An 18,349-nucleotide genomic window follows, 5' to 3' on the forward strand; every position below is an offset into this window, starting at 1 on the left:
AAATTCAAGCCTGAGTGTCCGCGCTCGCAATGCGAGAAATAGGGCTTAATTCGCGCGGTGAACGGCAGCTTCCCGCCCATTTTTGAAAATTTCACCGTTCCAAGCTTTCAATCGGCGCCATTAATCCACCCCACTATGTCACTTTACTTTGACACCACCGCTCGCCTTTTGTGCCGAATGTGTCTGCTTCCGGCCCAATTCCGCCTCGGATTTTGGCGAATAATCAAGCTCACCTGCCGTGCTGTCCGCATGACGGCGTGTTATTGCCACCTGGTTCCATCAGATCGGCGCAGGCTGGCTCAAACCCCCGAATTGAAATGAATTTCTGGGAATTCCCCTTTGATCACTGATAATTTACCCTCATCTAAGCGACACATATTTCAAGGAGAACCCCATGTCGCGTACTCTCATATTAGCTGTTATCGTCGCCGGACTTGGCGCCGGAGCTTACTATTACCTCAATCAACCCGAACCCACGCCTGCCGAAAGCCTGCAATCGGCGGCCCAGGACGCAGGTGCGGCCGTAAATGATGCCGTGGATGCCGCCACCGAACAGGCGAGCGAAGCCGCATCTTCCATTGCTGACCAAGCCACCGAAGCGGCCGAACAAGCCGGACAGGCGGCCACCGATCTGGCCGATCAGGCCGGAGATCAGGTCGCGTCCCTGGCCAATCAAGGGCAAGACTTGCTGAATTCCTGGATCGAAGAAGGTACGCTTTCCGTCCAGAATTTTGACTATGACGCCATGGTAGCTTCGGTTCAGGATAGCCAGTTGTCACAGGACCTGAAAACAAAAGCCTTGGGTATCCTGGATGAAATCAAGGCATCCCCTCAGTTGATTGCTCAGAAGATCGAAGAGCTGCGCACGCTTCTGACTGGACAACAATAATTTCTGGGGGCCGTTCTATTTTGAGCGGCCCTTATTCTTTACCGGGCGCGCATTCCCGTTACGTCAGGCGCAACTCTGATTGACGTCTCAGCACCCGTTTGATTGGCTGCCCCTAAATCCAACGCAACACCACTTGCAACAGACCTGTTCTGTGCTGTGTCCGCACAGGAGATAGGAGACATAATGACCACCCTGCCCCCAAACATGTTCGCCGTCATTCAAACCCATGACGGCTATTCCGGATCGGCCACCGGTCCATTTATCGAGGATGCCGCCGATTGGCTGGCCGAGGCCGAGCTTCCCGTACCCGAACCCGGTCCCGGTCAGGTGTTGATCAAATTACGGACGGCGTCGGTGAATCCATCCGATCTCCACTTTATCAAGGGAGAATACGGGCAACCGCGTGTCAAAGGCACGCCCGCCGGGTTCGAAGGCTGTGGCGACGTGATGGCCACCGGCACCGGTGCCGAAGCGTTGCAGGGTCAACGGGTTGCCTTTGTGGCGGCTGGTTCCGGGGCGTGGGCGGAGTATGTCGTGACGCAGGCGCTGATGTGTATCCCACTGCGGCCCGATATCTCGGACGAAGATGGTTCCGCCCAGGTCATCAATCCCATGACAGCGATGGCCATGGTGGACATCGCGCGGGGTGCGGGCGATGCATTTGTCGTTTCGGCGGCCACCAGCCAGTTGGGCAAACTCATGTGCTCATTGGGTCGCGACTTGGGGCTGAAACCCATCGCAATCGTGCGTCGGGCCGAGGCAGTGGAATCCTTGAAGGAACTTGGCGCTCATGAGGTCTTGGTCACGTCCGACCCGGACATGATGCAGAAATTCGCAGCGCTCAGCATGGAACTAAAACCACGTGTCTTTCTGGATGCCGTGACGGATCAGGTTTCCGAGCAGATTTTCTGTTCGATGCCCAACGGTGCGCGGTGGGTCATCTACGGCAAGCTCAGCCCCGAATTGCCAAAGCTGACACAAACCGGTCAGTTGATCTTTATGGGCAAGCGGATCGAGGGGTTCTGGTTGACCAAGTGGATGACGTCAACGCCTCCGGCGGACCAGATGAGAGTCGTTGGTGAGGTACAGGCCCGGTTTGCTGACGGACGCTGGAAAACGGATGTTTCTGAACGGCTTGGCTTGCGTGATGTGGTGGCAAATCTGGCCAATGCTCTGAAAAAGAGTGACGGGAAGGTGATTATCACGCCATAGTAGAACAAAGCCCCGGACGAAGGAGGATGTCCGGGGCGTAAGGAACGCCGGGCCAACCGGCATGGGAGGACAAACTTGGATAACGCGCAGCTGCTGATCAGCGGGCTGGCGAATGGCTGTGTCTACGGCCTGATCGCGCTTGGCTTTGTTCTGATTTACAAGGCCACCGAGGCAGTGAATTTCGCGCAGGGCGACTTCATGATGTTGGGCGCCTTCGTGACGATCGGGCTTACGAATACGGAGTATATGGGGCTGCCCTTCTGGATGGCCTTGCCGATTTCATTGGGGATCATGGGCGCGTTGGGCTACTTGCTTGATCGCCTGACCATCCGGCGTTTGTTTGGAGAAAGCCAAACGGCAGTTGTTATCCTGACCATCGCTTTGGGTTTCGTAATCCGGTTCGCAGCCGGGTTGATCTGGGGGCACGAGCCGCAGACGCTTCAAAACCCGTTGGCCGGCAAGGAAGTCCGCTTTGGCGGACTGGTGCTGGGGATGGAGGACGTCGCGGTCATCGTCGTGACCATCTTGCTGACCTGGGGGCTGTATGTTTTCTTCAGCCGAACCAAGCTGGGTCTTGCGATGCAGGGCGCGTCGCAGAACCAGTTGGCGGCGTATTACATGGGAATACCGGTGAAGCGTGTGCAGGGCTTTATCTGGGCTTTGGCGGGGGTTGTCGCGGGGATTGCAGGCATCTTGTTCGCGGCCAAGGGGTCTGTCGATCCAACCACCGGTTTGCTCGGCATCAAGGCCTTCGCCGCAGCCGTAATCGGTGGCTTTGGAAGCCTGCCGGGAGCATTGGCTGGCGGGCTGATCGTTGGTGTGATCGAGCCCTTTGCCAGCCGCTACATCGCGGCAGGGTACAGCCAGATCGCGCCTTATGCGCTGCTGCTGGCGGTGCTGATCTTTCGCCCGAATGGGCTGTTCAGTCAGGTTCGGGTCAAGAAGGTCTAAATCATGCGGATTGTGTTCAAAACCAACTACATGCAGGATATCCGACCATGGAAGGACGCGTATCAGCTTTGCCTGTACCTGATCTTGCTGACAGTTGTCGCGACCGCTCCGTGGTGGCTGGACGACTTCTACCTGGGTGAGCTGACAAACGTGCTGATCTGGGCCATCGCGGGCCTGGGGTTGATGATCCTGACGGGTCACACAGGGCAAGTCAGCCTAGGTCATGCCGCGTTTTTGGCCTTTGGTTGCTACGCCAACGTCATTCTTCTTGAAGCTGGCGTGCCGTTCCTGATTGCCTTCCCCTTGGCTGGTATTCTGACCGGGTTGGCCGGAGTGACGGTCGCCATCCCTGCCCTGCGACTGCACGGGATATATCTCGCGATCTTCACAATGGCCCTGTCCATCCTGATGGATGACGTCATCGTTCTGGCCGAGCCGATTACGGGCGGTGTCGCGGGCAAATATCTTGGCGGTGTCGAGATCTTCGGGTTCCTGGTCGACCGCTGGGGCACTCCGGTTCAGTTCTTCTGGTTGGTTCTTGGTGTGGCGGTGCTGGTGACGCTTGGCTACATCAACCTGTTGCGCGCGCCTTTGGGGCGTAGCTTTATCGCTGTTCGGGATTCTGAAGTGTCGGCACAGGCCATGGGCGTGGACATTGCACGGACCAAGATGATCTCGTTCGCGCTGTCCTGCGCGGTCAGCGGATGGGCGGGCGCGTTGATGGGTATGTTCTCGGGCGCATTCAACAATGAGACGTTCAGCGTCCTGATCTCAATCCAGCTACTGATGATGATCGTGATCGGTGGTCTGGGATCCGTCCACGGTGCATTCCTTGGAGCGATCGTGATCGGGTTCCTGCCCCAGTTCCTGTCGATATCAAAGGAGTATGTGGGCGCAGTGTTTGGTGGCAATACCGTCGCCATCCCGGGATTGGAATTCGGTATCTTCGGTATGATCCTGATCGCCTTCATCCTGTTTGAACCGATGGGCCTGTACGGGCGCTGGCTGAAAATTCGCACGTGGTTCGAGCTGTTTCCCTTCTATCGCAAAGACATGTTCAAGCGTCAGAAATCCTACCTCAAGACGGAGCGCCTGAGATGAGCCTGCTTGAGTTCGAAAACGTCACCCTGAAATTCGGTGGGTTGACTGCCGTCAATGATCTATCTTTCGAAGTCGAGGAAGGCGAGGTTTTCGCCATCGTTGGCCCTAATGGTGCAGGGAAGTCCACGGTCTTCAACCTAATCTCGCGTTTCTACGACCCCTACGCAGGCAAAATCCGTTACGACGGGCACGACTTGCTTAAGGCCAAACCGTCCGGCGTGGCTGCATATGGTGTGGCGCGGACATTTCAGAACATCGAACTCTTCGAGCATGCCACGGTCTTGCAGAACCTGCTTGTCGGACGGCACCGCCACCGCAAAACCAACATGCTGTCCGAGGTGTTGTTTCTGCCCTCCGCACGAAGACAGGAACTGGAGAACCGCGAAAAGGTCGAAGAGATTATCGACTTCCTCGACCTGCAGGCGTTCCGCGACAAAATGATTTCTGGCCTGCCCTATGGCGTGCGTAAGGTAGTCGAGGTGGCCCGCGCACTGGCCACCGATCCCAAGCTGCTATTGTTGGACGAACCGGCCTCGGGTCTGTCAGTCGAAGAAACAACCGACATGCGCTGGTGGATTGACGATATCCGGCGGCAGATGGGGATCACGGTACTGATGGTCGAGCATGATATGGGGCTGGTGTCTGGCGTTTCAGACCGCGTTCTTGCAATGGCGGACGGCGCGAAACTGGCGCTGGGAACACCTGCTGAGGTTCAGTCGCACCCGGCGGTGGTCGAGGCCTATTTGGGGAAAGCCTCATGAGCGAGCCGATCCTGACAATCCGCAACATCGAAAGTTTTTATGGTCCGATCATGGCGATCCGGGGTGTTTCTCTGGATGTTCATCAGGGCCAAATTGTCTCGATCCTTGGCGCCAATGGCGCGGGCAAGACCACGCTGATGAAAACCGTTTCTGGCGTGATGGATCCGGAAAAGGGCAAGATCACGTTTGACGGCGACGAAATTCAGGGGTCCGAGCCACACAAGGTCGTGCAGCAAGGCATCGTTCATGTGCCCGAAGGGCGTGAAGTGTTTCCATTGCTGACGGTCGACGAGAACCTCAGCCTCGGGGCCTATACCCTGAAGGACAAGGGTCAGATCGATCACGATCGGGATCTGGTGTTCTCATACTTTCCGATCCTCAAGGAACGTCGCAACCAAGAGGCGGGAACATTATCTGGCGGGCAGCAACAGATGTTGGCAATCGGCCGTGGCTTGATGGCCAACCCAAAGATCATGCTGTTGGATGAACCCTCGCTTGGTCTGTCACCGCTGCTGGTTCAGGAAATTTTTGGCATCCTCAAACGACTGAATGACGAGCAAAACATGACCATGATGCTGGTCGAGCAAAACGCCAACGCCGCCCTGGAACTGGCCCACCATGGCTATGTAATGGAGGTCGGACGCATCGTCATGGACGGCGCCGCAGATGTTCTGATGCGGTCAGAGGACATCCAGAATTTCTATCTGGGCGTTCAGGAAGAAGGCGCGCGGGAAAACCGCCGTTGGAAGCGGAAAAAGACGTGGAGGTGAGACAGATGAATATCAGCACCCTGCCCCCTCAGATCACAGTCAACGGCGTTCGCCTGAACGCAACCCCCGGCCAACGCCCGGTTTGTGTCGATGGAAGCACCACGATTTGCGAGCTGTTTCGGAACCGCTGCACTGAGCTTGGTGATCGAACGGCGCACCGCGAAAAGGACCTTGGCATCTGGAGGTCATATTCCTGGACGGACTATTGGCAGCACGCCAAGTGGATTGGGCTGGCCCTGCGTAAATTGGGACTGCAACGGGGTGAGGTTGTCTCGATCCTGTCCGAGGATAGAAAAGAATGGGCCTGGTTCGACATGGGCATTCAGGCCGTCGGAGGCATCGCATCGGGCGTCTACACCACCGATTCTTCCAGCCAATTGAAATATCTCATCAATGACAGTGACAGCCGATTTCTGATCGTCGAAAACGAAGAGCAGTTGGACAAGTTCCTGCAGGTCGAAGATGAGGTTCCCGGCCTTCTGAATGTCATCATTCTTGATGATGAGGGGTTGCACGATCTGGATCACGCGCGCTGCATGATGATCGACGCGCTGTATACGCTGGGCCAACAAGCCGAGGCTGTAGATCCCGACCGTTTCGAGGCCGAAATCGCGCTGGCGTCGCCGCAGGATACCGCGCTGTTGATCTACACCTCGGGCACCACGGGAATGCCGAAAGGCGCGATGCTGAGCCATGAGAACATCCTTGCGGCAATAGAATGTGGGGCACATGCGTTGCCTGCCTTAGAGACGGACGAACAGCTGTGCTTTCTACCGCTGTGCCATATTCTAGAGCGTGACGTATCCATCTACTTCCCACTTGCCGCCAAATGCATCGTAAATTTTGCCGAAAGCCCGGAGACCGTGTTTGCGAACTTGCAAGAGATCTCACCCTCGACCTTCACCGCTGTTCCGCGTGTTTGGGAGAAGATTTATTCCTACGTTCAGATCATGACTCAAGATGCGACGCCCACGGGCCGCGCAGCCTTTGGCATGGCCCTGAAGGCAGGGCTTGCGCGGGCCGAGTACATTCTGGCCGACAAACCCGTCCCAGCCGGCGTCGCCGCGCAATTCTGGGTGTGGGACCGGCTGGTACTGCGCAACTTGCGCCGCATGCTGGGTATGGACAAGATGCGGCGCGGAGGTTCAGGCGCGGCTCCGATTTCAACGGACTTGCTGAAATGGTACTGGGCAATTGGCGTGCCGTTGGTCGAGGGGTTCGGGATGACCGAGACCTCGGGTCTAGCGACGCTAAACACCATTGAAAGCAATAAGGTCGGAACCATCGGACGCGCTGTGCCCGGAAATGATATCCGGATATCCGAAGACGGTGAGATTCAGCTAAAAGGCCTTAATATCTTTCAAGGATATTGGCGCAACAACGCTAAAACGGCCGAGACTTTCACCGCCGATGGGTGGCTGCGAACCGGTGATCTGGGGCATATCGACGACGACGGCTACGTCACCATCTCAGGCCGCATGAAAGACATCATCATCACTGCTGGCGGCAAGAACATCACCCCGGCCGAGATCGAAAGCAGAATGAAATTCAGCCACTATATCGCGGACGCGGTGATAATCGGCGACAAGCGCAAGTATCTGACCGCGCTAATCATGATTGATCAGGAAAACGTTGAGAAATTTGCACAAGACCGGAAGATTCCATTCTCGAATTTTGCGTCCTTATGTGCCGCATCCGAAGTCAAAGATCAGATTCAGGCGGAAATCGATGCCGTGAACAAGGATTTCGCGCGGGTCGAACAGATCAAGGATTTTCGCCTGATTGATGTGCTACTGACAGCGGATGACGACGAACTGACCGCAACGATGAAGTTGAAACGCAGCTTTGTCGAAAAGAAGCACGGCCATCTTATTGAAGACATGTACAATTAATAAAAGAGATAACCTAAAGGGAGGAGAAAGATGAAGAATGTGATCATGCGGCTGGCGGCGGCCACCGCCTTGACGGCTTCGGCGACCCTTGCCAATGCACAGACACAGGGTGTCACGGATGATGAGATCATCATCGGGTCGGTCAACGATCTGAGCGGTATCTTCGCGGCCGTCGGTGTTCCGGCCACCAAAGGTGCGAATGTGGTGTTCGATCGCGTGAACGCCAATGGCGGCGTGCACGGACGTACGATCCGCTATGTGGTCGAGGACAACGGATATCAGATGCCGCGTGCGATGCAGGGCTATAATAAGCTGCTGAACCGCGACAAGGTGTTTGCGATGCTACAGTCGCTGGGAACTCCGATGAATGTCGCGGGCTTCAAGTTGTTGGATCCAAAAGGTATTCCTAATGTCGCCCCACTGTCCGCTGCACGGCAAATGCTGCAGGAACCGATGGACAACAAGTTCACGGCCTTTTCGACCTACTTTGACCAAAGCCGTGTTGGCGTGAAGTATCTGGCGGGAGAGTTCGGCGGGCAGTCTGTGTGTTCGATGTACTTGCCAACCGATTTTGGTGCCGAAATCGTCGAAGGTACCAAGGCCGGTGCCGAAGAAGCCGGGATCGCGTTTGTCGCCGAGACCACGCACAAGCCGGATGAAACTGATTTCGTGGGCTCGCTGAGCAAGCTCAAGGAAGAAGGGTGCGATATCGTCACGATCGCTTTGGGTGTGCGTCAGGCCATTACCGTTGTCGGCACCGCCAAAAAGATGGGCCTGACGGATATGAAGTTTCTCGGTACATCGGCCAGTTTCCTGACTGTTGTTGCGCAAGTGCCGGGCGGAGTGACAGACGGGTTCTACGCCGCCGCGTCGTGGCAGGATCTGTGGTCCCGCGCAGAAGACCCCGCCCCTGCCGCCTTTATCGAAGAATATAAAGCGGCAACCGGTGAAGACCCCGTCGGATTTGCCATGCTGGGATATTCTGCGGCCGAAACGATGGTCAAAGCGCTTGAGGCTGCTGGCCCCGATCTGACGCATGAAAGCTTTATCGCAGCGATGGAAACGCTGGACTATCAGGATGAACTGGTGGGCAACCACATGACTTTTGGACCTGATGACCATCAGGGGGCTGACTCAGTCTATGTGAATGTTGTCGAAAACGGTGCCTGGAAGATGGTGTACGAAGAATAACCCCCAACACGCATCTAAAACGAAAAAAGGGCTCGCAAATGCGAGCCCTTTTGATTTTGTGTACTCGGTGGCGAATTAACGCTTCGAGAACTGGAACGAACGACGCGCTTTACGCTTACCGTATTTCTTACGTTCAACAACACGGCTGTCGCGGGTCAGGAAGCCAGCGGCTTTCAGTGCGCCACGCAGGGACGGATCGTACAGCTGCAGCGCTTTCGAGATGCCGTGCTTGACCGCACCGGCCTGACCGGTCAGGCCACCGCCTTTGACGGTTGCGACAACGTCGAATTCACCTTCAACACCGGCAACCTGGAACGGCTGGCGTAGGATCAGCTGCAGAACGGGACGCGCAAAATACTTGTCCTGATCCTTGCCGTTTACGGTGACCTTGCCGGAACCCGGCTTGATCCAAACGCGGGCAACAGCGTCTTTACGCTTGCCGGTGGCATAAGAGCGACCCAGTTCGTCACGTACGGGTTCGCGCACGATGACTTCTTCGGCCACAACCTCAACGCCTGCAACGGCGCTCAGCTCTTCGAGAGTATTGATCTGATCAGCCATGGTCATTAGCTCCGGGTGTTTTTCTTGTTCATGGATGCAACATCCAGAACTTCGGGCGACTGGGCTTCATGCGGGTGCTCAGCACCGGCATAAACACGCAGGTTGGTCATAACCTGACGCGACAGGCGGTTGCCAGGCAGCATGCGCTTGACCGCTTGGGTCACAACACGCTCGGGGTGCTTGCCTTCAAGGATCTGCTGCTTGGTGCGCGACTTGATGCCGCCCGGGTGGCCAGTGTGCCAGTAGAAGTTTTCTTCGCGCTTCTTGCCGGTCATCTGGATTTTGTCAGCGTTAATCACGATGACATTGTCGCCCATGTCCATGTTCGGGGTGAACGACGCTTTGTGCTTGCCACGCAGACGCATGGCGACGATCGAAGCAAGACGACCCAGAACAACGCCCTCGGCGTCGATCAGGATCCATTTCTTGTCGATGTCTGCAGGTGTTGCAGAAAAGGTTTTCATGGCAGGATAGTCCTGTTTGATGTGAAAGACCGCCCACATACGGAGCGGCCCGAATTCGATGTTGCGTATTTAGATGTACCCTTGTGGCGCGTCAAGAACATGAAATCAAAAATAATCTAGCAATTACAGCGTATTATGAAATAGGTATTATTTTACCCCATGAAATCGCCATCAATTTCCGCAAATATCCCCGACCAGATATACTGTCGTAGACCAGCGAACAAAAAAGGAGTGGCCAGAGAATGGATTGGCAGCAAACCATCGCCGATTACGGGGCGGCCTGGCAACAGGCGGACCAAGGTCAACGCCTTGACCTATTAACCAAGTGTTTCGCCACGGATGGCGTCTATGTAGACCCGACGGCAGAAGTGAACGGGCGGTCAAACCTGTGCGATCATATCGCGGAAGTCCTCCAAAGCTCTGGCGGGCGGGTTGAGCTGACTAGTAACCCCAACAATCATCACGATGTCGTCCACTTTACTTGGCATATGGTTGACCCCGAAGGCACCGTAATGGTGACCGGCCACGATTTCGTTCGATTGGATGAACAAGGCAAGATTTCACATCTGGCCGGGTTCTTTGGCGACCCCGCCCCATTGAGCTAGGGGCCTAAACGCTGATCTGTTCCGGCGGATTATCTAAAAGCGCCCGCAGGCGCTGCATTGCGGCCTCGAACCGCTCCAATGACACGTGCCCGTTCATCGCAATGCGTACGGCATTGGGTGCACGGCCGTCCCGCAGGGCGAACTCGTCGGCAGACCGTAACTGAATGCCTTCGCGTTCAGCAGCACGGCTGAATGCGGCGGCACGCCAACCCGACGGCAAGTTCAACCAGACAAACGGCACGTCCGGTGCCCAGTTCAGATCAAAGCCGCCAAGCGCATTGACCGTCACCCGGACATAATCGCCCATCCGGGCGCGGACGTCCCTGGCGATCTGCCGTGTCCGTGGATCAGACAGCAACAGCCGGGTCAGCTCTGCAAGCGGTTGTGCCAAACCGAAATAGCCGTATTCGGCTGAGCGCCGAAGATCGACGCTGCGTTCGCGCGGGGCGATGGCGAACCCGACCCGCAGGGCTGGCGTCAGGATTTTTGAGATCGACGAAACATGCCAACCCCGTTCAGGTGCTAATGCACGATAGCTGGGCTCGCGTGCGTCCCCCATTCGATAGCAATCGTCTTCAATGATCTGCAAATCATGGCGGCGGGCGACTTCCACAACCTCTTTTCGACGTTCCAGCGGCGTATGTGTACCGGTTGGGTTTTGCACCTCGGGCGAGACGCAAACCGCTTGCGCCTGGGTCTGACGCAAAATGTGATCCATAGCCTGAGGGTCAATGCCCCACTTGTCCATCTTCACGCCGACAACCTCGGCTCGCATCAACTCACCTGCCCGACGGAAACCGGCATATGACAGATCTTCAACCAGAACGACCGGTTTGGGGCCGCGCAGGATCGTCTGAAACACCAGGCAAAGACCATTTTGCCCACCATGCGTCAGAACCACATCATCATGGGTCACTGCGCCAAGCGGCAGATCTGAGAGCCATTCAACGACCGCCTGCCGCATGGGTTGGTACGCATCGCGCGTCGGGTAATTCATCAGCAAACGCGGATCGGCTTGGGACACTTTCTTAAGACATTCCCTGATCAATGCCACCTGCCCCACATCCGGTAATCTGGGGCTGAACAAGCTGACATCGGCGTTGTACTTGTCGTCGCGCAGGTGAAGTTGTCTTGCCCACACATCGTCCAGCAAAGGTGATTTTGGAGGGGCGACAAATGTACCACGTCCGACCTCGGCTTGTAGCAAGCCTTCTTCCGTCAGAATCGTATATGCCCGGGCAACCGTGCCGGGCGTTATTTGTAACCGATACGCAAGCTCCCGGACTGGAGGCAGTTTAGATCCTACCTCCAGCGCTTTGTTCTCAATCGCTTTTCGTATTGTGTCGGCGACCAGTGTGTACTTGGGACCTTTGGATTTTGGTAACGCCTCTGGCCAAATTGTATCCATTACAATTCTTCCTTTGCTTTTGACACAATCCCGAATGTATCACATATATGTACCGAACATTAGTACTTTGTGTCAATACAATTTGAAAGGATACCCAAGATGACACGCCATATGCACAACCCCGCCCTCATGCTGCTGAACGATAGCCCTCGGCTGCCGATGATCGCCGCGCTGGCCGTGCGGTTTGCGGCGACTGTCACACAGTGGGAACGACAGCGCCGCAGCAGAGTTAACCTGTCAAAGCTGGATGATCGCATGCTTAAAGATGTCGGCCTGACCCGCCCCGCGGCCGACCGCGAGATCAAACGCTATTTCTGGCAGTATTAATTATCCCCAGTCCCTATAGGGACCTCTTCCTAGGCCGGGTTTCATACCCGGCCCTTTTTTATCCAAACGCCGATGCTGCAGACCCCGCAGGTGGCAATGAGTAGGTCATCGTAGCCCGCGCGACGGGTTTGTCTGAGCCTTCCGAGAACATCAGAACATCGCCTACCGCAAGCGTCTTGCCTAGTTTTAGCAAGCTGCAGCGCGCGATCATATCGTTGGCCCCATCGGGTTTGCGCATGAAATCCATCGAACACCCCGTCGTCACCGCCAGCGACTGACGTCCTTTCAATGCAAGGATCATTGCATAGACGCTGACATCGGCCAGACCGAACATCGACGGGCCTGAAACTGTCCCCCCTGGCCGCAGATGCCTGTCCCCGACCTTCAGCCGCATGGTGATTGAGTTTTCATCCAGGCTGTCGATGACAAAGTCCTTCTCGACCTGTGGAAAAACCTCGACCAGATAATCTGACAGTTGTTCGCGGTTCAAAACCAACGACATACTTCCCCTCCTCGAATTGCCGCCCTAGAGTTGGCCTGACATCAGATCGGAGAGCAAGATGGGAATTCTGGAACGTAACGACATGAATGGCGTTGCCCGTTTAAAAATGAACGCGCCAGAGCGCCTGAATGCCCTGAGCGAAGAGATGCTGGCAGCACTTCAGGCTGAATTCGACGCCTTAAGTAACGACTCGAGCATTCGCGCCGTGATCCTGTCCGGCGAAGGCAAGGCGTTTTGCGCAGGTCACGATCTGAAACAGATGACTGCCGGACGTCAGAGCGAGGATGGGGGAAAAGCCTACTTCCAGGACTTGTTCGCGCAGTGCGCCAAAATGATGCTGTCGATTCAATCCCTGCCGCAACCCGTGATCGCGCAAGTCCACGGCATCGCCACAGCCGCCGGCTGCCAACTGGTGGCCACTTGTGATCTTGCGATTGCAGCCGAAGGCACGCGCTTTGGTGTAAACGGGGTCAATATCGGGTTGTTTTGCTCGACCCCAATGGTGGCCCTCAGCCGGAATATCCCCCGGAAACAGGCATTTGAGATGTTGACGACAGGCGCGTTCATCTCCGCAGAACGCGCTACAGAGCTGGGCCTGGTCAATCGCGCAGTACCCGAAATGTTGTTGGAACATGAAACGATGGCGCTGGCCGAACAACTGGCGGACAAGCTTGGATCAGCGGTCAAAGTGGGCAAACAGGCCTATTACAAGCAATTGGATATGCCGATCGAACAGGCCTACGCCTATACCGGAGAGGTAATGGCGCAGAATATGATGCATCGGGATACCGAAGAAGGAATATCTGCATTTATCGAAAAAAGACCGCCAAATTGGGAACAATAACGAGATTATTTAAGGTATTTTTCGCGACTGTTCGCAATTTAGTCCTTTTCAAAAGGGCCACACTGTGGCAAAGCTGAGACATGGCTTAGGCCCAAATACGCTTTTGGGTCGCTGTAGGCGGAAGGTCCCTCCAAGCTGGTTTCTCTCACCGGCGCTGACATTCCCGCTGCGGCGACCCCAAGTACCCTCCTTAAATTACTAGCTAATCAACGCGAAATCTTGCGTGTGTTGCGTTGCGCGATGCTGTGCCCTATGTGGCACCTCATGACACAGAAATTGCATATAATTGGCGGCGGCATGGCAGGGTCCGAGGCGGCCTGGCAAGCAGCGGAAATGGGCGTGGACGTTGTAATCCACGAAATGCGGCCCAAAGTGGGCACTTTTGCGCACCAGACCGGCAATCTGGCCGAGATGGTGTGTTCGAACTCCTTCCGCTCGGATGACGACGAACAGAATGCCGTCGGTCTGCTGCATTGGGAAATGCGCGAAGCCAACGGCATCATCATGGGCACCGCCGATACGCATCGCCTGCCCGCCGGTGGCGCATTGGCCGTGGATCGTGATCCGTTTGCCGAAGCAGTGACCGCCAAGCTGCAGGCCCATCCACGGGTCAAGGTGACGTGCGAAGAAGTTACCGCCCTGCCCGACGACGGCCACTGGATCATCGCGACGGGTCCGTTGACGTCCTCGTCACTGGGCGAGTCAATCAGGGCTCAGACAGGTGCTGAGGCTCTGGCGTTCTTCGACGCGATCGCGCCCATTGTCTATGCCGACAGCATCGACATGAGCCAGGCGTGGATGCAGTCACGTTATGACAAGGGCGAAACCGAAGAGGAGCGGACGGCCTATCTGAACTGTCCCATGGACCGCGATCAGTACGAGGCCTTCATTGACGCCCTGCTATCCGCTGACAAAACCGAATTTCACGAAGGTGAAACTGCCGGGTATTTTGACGGCTGCCTGCCCATCGAGGTTATGGCGGAACGGGGCCGCGAGACGCTGCGCCACGGCCCGATGAAACCGGTCGGCCTGACAAATCCGCATCAGCCTGACGTCAAACCTCATGCTGTTGTGCAACTGCGCCGAGACAACGCACTGGGTACGTTGTTCAACATCGTCGGCTTTCAGACCAAAATGAAATATGGTGCACAAACTGACGTATTCCGCATGATCCCCGGTCTTGAGAATGCCAGTTTCGCGCGCCTAGGCGGGATTCATCGCAACACGTTCATCAACTCTCCGACATTGCTGGACGCGCAGATGCGGCTGAAATCAAAGCCGAATATTCGGTTTGCTGGCCAGATCACCGGCGTCGAGGGTTATGTGGAAAGCGCTGCAATGGGCTTGTTGGCTGGGCGGCTGGCTGCTGCCGAGATCCTGGGGCGTTCCCTGCCCGAGATCCCGCAGGACAGTGCAATGGGCGCGTTGATACATCACATCACCGGCGGGGCCGAAGCCAAGACCTTTCAACCCATGAACGTCAACTTTGGTCTGTTTCGCCCGGTTGATGGCCTCAAAGGGGGGCGCCGGGGCCGTAAGGACCGGTACAAGGCCTACACCGACCGGGCCAAGACGGAATGGACAGACTGGCTGGCGCATTGCTGACTGGACGCATTGCACCCTACCGGCCTAACATACGGGTATGAGCGACAAATACCTCAAAGACGCCTACGGGCTTGATACGCCCGAAGCGACCCGTACGCATTATCAGAAGTGGGCCTCGTCATACGACGCCGAAGTGGGGTCACATGGCTACGCTACGCCTGGCCGCGTGGCCGAGGCACTTTGGTCCCAGATGCCCGAACCGCAGACGCCTGTTCTGGATTACGGTTGTGGCACGGGTCTGTCCGGCAAAGCCCTGCACGATACGGGATTTCAGGTAATCGATGGTGTGGATCCCACGCCAAAGATGCTTGAAGGGGCCGCCGCCAAGGAGGTTTACAGAAACCTCACTACGTTTGAGATCACCGATCCGGAACCGCTGGAACAAGATGCCTATAAGGCAATCACAGCGATTGGCGTGATCGGAACCGGCGCCGCACCGCCAGAGACATTCGACCTGTTGATGAAGGCGCTACCCAAAGGTGGCTTACTGGCCTTTTCCTTCAACGATCACACACTTGACGACCCGTCCTTCACCACCCGTTTGAACGATTGGCTGGATATGGGCGCTGCGCGGTTGTTGTTTCGGGAATACGGGCCGCATCTTCCCGGGATGGACCTTAAATCTGACGTATATGTTGTTGAGAAGACGTGACATTCATTACCAGATTTGCCCCATCTCCTACGGGGCCGCTTCATCTTGGCCATGCCTATTCTGCACTTCTTGCCAGTGATATGGCCGCCGCTGCAGGCGGTCAATTTTTGTTGCGGATCGAAGACATCGACCGCTCCCGCTGCCGGGCAAATTGGGAAGAGCAGATTTATGACGATTTGACCTGGCTTGGATTGACCTGGCCAGAACCCGTGATGCGGCAATCGTCTCGTGTGTCGACTTATGAAAAGGCGCTGAAAACGTTGTGGTCCCAAGGTCTATTGTACCCTTGTACCTGCAACCGTCGGGACATTGCCGCCGCCGCGGGGGCACCGCAGGAAGGAGTTCCTCTGCATGGGCCGGATGGGATCATTTATCCGGGCACGTGCAGGCATGTTTCAGAGCGATCGGGGCCGATTCCACAAGATTTGCCCCTTCGACTGGACATTGAAGTGGCTGCACGTGTAGTTCCAGATTTGTTTAGGACTGCCGCTCAACCGTATGCAAAAACGGCAGTTTTCGAAGAAACAGGGGCGGGTCCGGAAGGGGAAACGGGGCCCGTCACTTTCACTGCTGATGAGTTACGGGACACAATCGGAGACGTGGTATTGTCCCGGCGCGATATGGGAACGTCCTATCATCTATCCGTCGTTCTGGATGACGCAGCGCAAGGCGTAACTCATGTCGTGCGCGGTCAGGACCTGTTCGAGGCGACGCGTATCCATGTTCTGTTGCAGGCCCTGCTCGGCTTGCCGACACCTGTTTATCACCATCATAAACTGATCCGAGATGATGCAGGCAAACGCTTGGCCAAACGCGACGATGCGCGAGCAATTTCCAAGTATCGTGCCGACGGGATTTCCGCAGAACAGGTTCGGGCCATGGTCGGGCTGTGACCGACCCTAGTCCAGCGGCCGCATTAGCTCGACCTCTTCACCATCCCGCACTGCGGTGTAGAAACAGGTGCGCCGGTTCGTATGACACGCCGCGCCGGTCTGTCGCACCAGGACCAGCAGGCAGTCGCGATCACAATCGACGCGGAAATCGATCAGTTCCTGAACATGCCCCGAGGTTTCGCCCTTGATCCAGAACGACTGACGTGAACGCGACCAATACGTCACGCGGCGCGTTTCAAGAGTTTTTTCAACCGCTTCTGCGTTCATCCACGCCATCATCAACACCTCGCCAGAGGCTTCATCCTGTGCGATCGCCGGGATCAGACCGGCGTCGTTAAACTTCAGGCTAGACAGATCGAAAGTGACGGTCTCGGACATTGTAAAAACCTTTTGCATCCCGGTGGATGGCCACTATGTATGGGGAACACGCAACGAGGGAAAGCCATGTCTGGCGAGAACGACCTGATAAAGCTGTATTCCGGGCGCATTCTGGCCCTGGCTGCGGATATTCCGCATCTGGAACGACTGGAAAACCCTGATGCGACCGTCAAGAAACGCTCGCCATTGTGCGGATCGACCGTGACCGTGGACGTCAAGGTTGAGGACGGTCACGTGTCCGACTTTGGTCAGGACGTTAAGGCCTGCGCCCTGGGTCAGGCCTCGGCCTCGGTCGTTGGATCCGCTGTAATTGGAACCACGCGCGCGCAAATCGAAACCGCGCGGGATCAACTGTCGGCTATGCTGAAGAAAGACGGCCCTGCTCCGGACGCACCGTTTAACGGGCTGGAAGTTCTTATGCCTGCGCGTGATTACAAGAACCGGCACGCTTCGATTCTGCTGGCGTTGGATGCTACTGCTGAAGCTATGGAAAAAGCCGAACAGGCCAACTGCGCCTGAAGATGGTAATTCAATTCAAACCCATCTAACCTCCGCCAAAGTTTTGGGGAGAATTTGGTTTGAATAGTTTGCTGGAACATTTTGTTACCCTGTGGGTCGTTATTGATCCGATTGGAACAATTCCCGTATTTATCGCCGTTACAGCCGGGCTTGGGGCGGCGGCGCGTCGTAAAACAGCCCTGTTGGCGGCGTTCATAAGTGCCGGGGTTTTGCTGTTCTTCCTTGTCTTTGGACAACTGCTGATCGAGGCGCTGGATATCGGGTTGAACTCGTTCCAAGTGGCCGGAGGGATCATCCTGTTCCTGTTCGCCCTGACGATGATCTTTGGCGAAAGCAAACAAGAGGTTGAACAACGCGCAGCAGAAGACGATCAGGAAGACAAATTCCACAAGCCCAACCCCGCGATCTTTCCGCTGGCGGTACCCTCACTGGCGTCGCCGGGTGCAATGCTGGCCGTGGTTATCCTGACCGACAACAACCGGTTCAGCGTGGCGGATCAAGGCATCACGGCACTGGTTATGTTGTCTGTCGTGGCCATCGCCTTTGTTTTGATGCTGCTGGCCGAACCGATCATTCGACTGATTGGCCATTCCGGTGCTGCCATTATCAGCCGCATCATGGGGATGATCCTGGCATCGGTTGCGGTAAATTCCGTGCTGTCGGCGATGCTGGAAATCTTCAAAACCGGACAGTTGTAAAAAAACCGCCGCTCCTTCCTGGCGGAAAGGGCGGCGGTAGGCAATGCGTGTCTCGCGTGGGATCCGTATTTCCGCGCAGGGCCGAGGCATGGCCCTTTCAAGGGAATTGGGACAGGCAGGTCACCC

The 18,349-nt window shown here is 56.2% G+C and carries 21 protein-coding genes; 16 read left to right on the plus strand and 5 right to left on the minus strand.

Annotated features, from left to right (window positions below; translation table 11 throughout):
- Positions 1–394: 394 nt before the first annotated feature.
- The 8 genes from AC2FJE_RS01115 (at position 395) to AC2FJE_RS01150 (ending at position 8,767) form a co-directional block, all read left to right on the plus strand.
- On the plus strand, positions 395–889 hold the full coding sequence (locus AC2FJE_RS01115; RefSeq protein ID WP_109311528.1) for a hypothetical protein: 495 nt from the start codon (positions 395–397) through the stop codon (positions 887–889).
- A 183-nt stretch (positions 890–1,072) separates the two neighbouring features.
- Positions 1,073–2,101, plus strand: coding sequence for an alcohol dehydrogenase catalytic domain-containing protein (locus AC2FJE_RS01120; RefSeq protein WP_496753994.1), 1,029 nt, complete (start codon positions 1,073–1,075; stop codon positions 2,099–2,101).
- 75 nt (positions 2,102–2,176) lie between these two features.
- The gene (locus AC2FJE_RS01125; protein ID WP_496760491.1) at positions 2,177–3,052 is read left to right on the plus strand and encodes a branched-chain amino acid ABC transporter permease; all 876 of its coding nucleotides are present in this window, start codon (positions 2,177–2,179) and stop codon (positions 3,050–3,052) included.
- A gap of 3 nt (positions 3,053–3,055) precedes the next feature.
- On the plus strand, positions 3,056–4,153 hold the full coding sequence (locus AC2FJE_RS01130; protein ID WP_282151186.1) for a branched-chain amino acid ABC transporter permease: 1,098 nt from the start codon (positions 3,056–3,058) through the stop codon (positions 4,151–4,153).
- Positions 4,150–4,914, plus strand: coding sequence for an ABC transporter ATP-binding protein (locus AC2FJE_RS01135; RefSeq protein ID WP_282151185.1), 765 nt, complete (start codon positions 4,150–4,152; stop codon positions 4,912–4,914). Before AC2FJE_RS01130 ends, AC2FJE_RS01135 begins: the two co-directional genes overlap by 4 nt.
- A complete protein-coding gene (locus AC2FJE_RS01140; RefSeq protein ID WP_282151184.1) occupies positions 4,911–5,684 on the plus strand; it encodes an ABC transporter ATP-binding protein in 774 nt (257 codons plus the stop codon). The genes AC2FJE_RS01135 and AC2FJE_RS01140 overlap by 4 nt, the downstream gene beginning before the upstream one ends.
- Positions 5,685–5,689: 5 nt before the next feature.
- Positions 5,690–7,576 (plus strand): AMP-dependent synthetase/ligase, encoded by a 1,887-nt coding sequence (locus AC2FJE_RS01145; RefSeq protein WP_496760493.1) that lies wholly within the window; start codon positions 5,690–5,692, stop codon positions 7,574–7,576.
- Between the two features lie 30 nt (positions 7,577–7,606).
- Positions 7,607–8,767 (plus strand): ABC transporter substrate-binding protein, encoded by a 1,161-nt coding sequence (locus AC2FJE_RS01150; RefSeq protein ID WP_496753988.1) that lies wholly within the window; start codon positions 7,607–7,609, stop codon positions 8,765–8,767.
- Between the two features lie 75 nt (positions 8,768–8,842).
- Here AC2FJE_RS01150 and rpsI read toward each other — a convergent pair whose 3' ends face one another.
- Both rpsI and rplM read right to left on the minus strand, forming a co-directional pair.
- A complete protein-coding gene (rpsI, locus tag AC2FJE_RS01155; protein ID WP_058271904.1) occupies positions 8,843–9,328 on the minus strand; it encodes a 30S ribosomal protein S9 in 486 nt (161 codons plus the stop codon).
- Positions 9,329–9,333: 5 nt separating this feature from the next.
- A complete protein-coding gene (gene rplM, locus AC2FJE_RS01160) occupies positions 9,334–9,792 on the minus strand; it encodes a 50S ribosomal protein L13 (RefSeq protein WP_058271592.1) in 459 nt (152 codons plus the stop codon).
- 242 nt (positions 9,793–10,034) lie between these two features.
- Between rplM and AC2FJE_RS01165 the strand changes: the two genes are divergently transcribed.
- Positions 10,035–10,397, plus strand: a complete 363-nt coding sequence (locus AC2FJE_RS01165) for a nuclear transport factor 2 family protein (protein WP_496753986.1) — start codon at positions 10,035–10,037, stop codon at positions 10,395–10,397.
- Between the two features lie 4 nt (positions 10,398–10,401).
- On the opposite strand, the gene AC2FJE_RS01170 is transcribed toward AC2FJE_RS01165, so the two are convergent.
- Positions 10,402–11,805, minus strand: a complete 1,404-nt coding sequence (locus AC2FJE_RS01170; RefSeq protein ID WP_282168334.1) for an aminotransferase-like domain-containing protein — start codon at positions 11,803–11,805, stop codon at positions 10,402–10,404.
- 99 nt (positions 11,806–11,904) lie between these two features.
- On the opposite strand from AC2FJE_RS01170, the gene AC2FJE_RS01175 reads away from it, so the two are divergent.
- Entirely contained in the window at positions 11,905–12,132 is a 228-nt protein-coding gene (locus AC2FJE_RS01175) for a DUF1127 domain-containing protein (RefSeq protein WP_108858650.1), read from the plus strand.
- Between the two features lie 58 nt (positions 12,133–12,190).
- Here AC2FJE_RS01175 and AC2FJE_RS01180 read toward each other — a convergent pair whose 3' ends face one another.
- Positions 12,191–12,634 carry a PaaI family thioesterase gene (locus AC2FJE_RS01180; RefSeq protein ID WP_282118460.1) on the minus strand — a complete coding sequence of 148 codons (444 nt, stop codon included), beginning with the start codon at positions 12,632–12,634 and terminating at the stop codon, positions 12,191–12,193.
- A gap of 58 nt (positions 12,635–12,692) precedes the next feature.
- Here AC2FJE_RS01180 and AC2FJE_RS01185 point away from each other — a divergent pair, with 58 nt between their 5' ends.
- The 4 genes from AC2FJE_RS01185 (at position 12,693) to gluQRS (ending at position 16,628) form a co-directional block, all read left to right on the plus strand.
- Positions 12,693–13,478 carry an enoyl-CoA hydratase gene (locus AC2FJE_RS01185; protein WP_282168336.1) on the plus strand — a complete coding sequence of 262 codons (786 nt, stop codon included), beginning with the start codon at positions 12,693–12,695 and terminating at the stop codon, positions 13,476–13,478.
- 264 nt (positions 13,479–13,742) lie between these two features.
- On the plus strand, positions 13,743–15,083 hold the full coding sequence (gene trmFO / locus AC2FJE_RS01190; protein WP_496753978.1) for a methylenetetrahydrofolate--tRNA-(uracil(54)-C(5))-methyltransferase (FADH(2)-oxidizing) TrmFO: 1,341 nt from the start codon (positions 13,743–13,745) through the stop codon (positions 15,081–15,083).
- A gap of 37 nt (positions 15,084–15,120) precedes the next feature.
- Positions 15,121–15,735 carry a class I SAM-dependent DNA methyltransferase gene (locus AC2FJE_RS01195; protein ID WP_108858654.1) on the plus strand — a complete coding sequence of 205 codons (615 nt, stop codon included), beginning with the start codon at positions 15,121–15,123 and terminating at the stop codon, positions 15,733–15,735.
- Positions 15,732–16,628 carry a tRNA glutamyl-Q(34) synthetase GluQRS gene (gene gluQRS, locus AC2FJE_RS01200; protein WP_496753976.1) on the plus strand — a complete coding sequence of 299 codons (897 nt, stop codon included), beginning with the start codon at positions 15,732–15,734 and terminating at the stop codon, positions 16,626–16,628. Before AC2FJE_RS01195 ends, gluQRS begins: the two co-directional genes overlap by 4 nt.
- 6 nt (positions 16,629–16,634) lie before the next feature.
- Here the strand turns inward: gluQRS and hisI are convergent, their stop codons facing one another.
- Positions 16,635–17,024 (minus strand): phosphoribosyl-AMP cyclohydrolase, encoded by a 390-nt coding sequence (gene hisI / locus AC2FJE_RS01205; RefSeq protein ID WP_496753974.1) that lies wholly within the window; start codon positions 17,022–17,024, stop codon positions 16,635–16,637.
- A gap of 48 nt (positions 17,025–17,072) precedes the next feature.
- Here hisI and AC2FJE_RS01210 point away from each other — a divergent pair, with 48 nt between their 5' ends.
- Together AC2FJE_RS01210 and AC2FJE_RS01215 are read left to right on the plus strand one after the other, a co-directional pair.
- Positions 17,073–17,525 carry an iron-sulfur cluster assembly scaffold protein gene (locus AC2FJE_RS01210; protein WP_282118465.1) on the plus strand — a complete coding sequence of 151 codons (453 nt, stop codon included), beginning with the start codon at positions 17,073–17,075 and terminating at the stop codon, positions 17,523–17,525.
- Between the two features lie 59 nt (positions 17,526–17,584).
- Complete coding sequence (locus tag AC2FJE_RS01215) at positions 17,585–18,223, plus strand: MarC family protein (RefSeq protein WP_058277905.1); 639 nt, start codon at positions 17,585–17,587, stop codon at positions 18,221–18,223.
- Positions 18,224–18,349: the final 126 nt, after the last annotated feature.

This window comes from Ruegeria sp. CDSC002 (assembly GCF_059610905.1).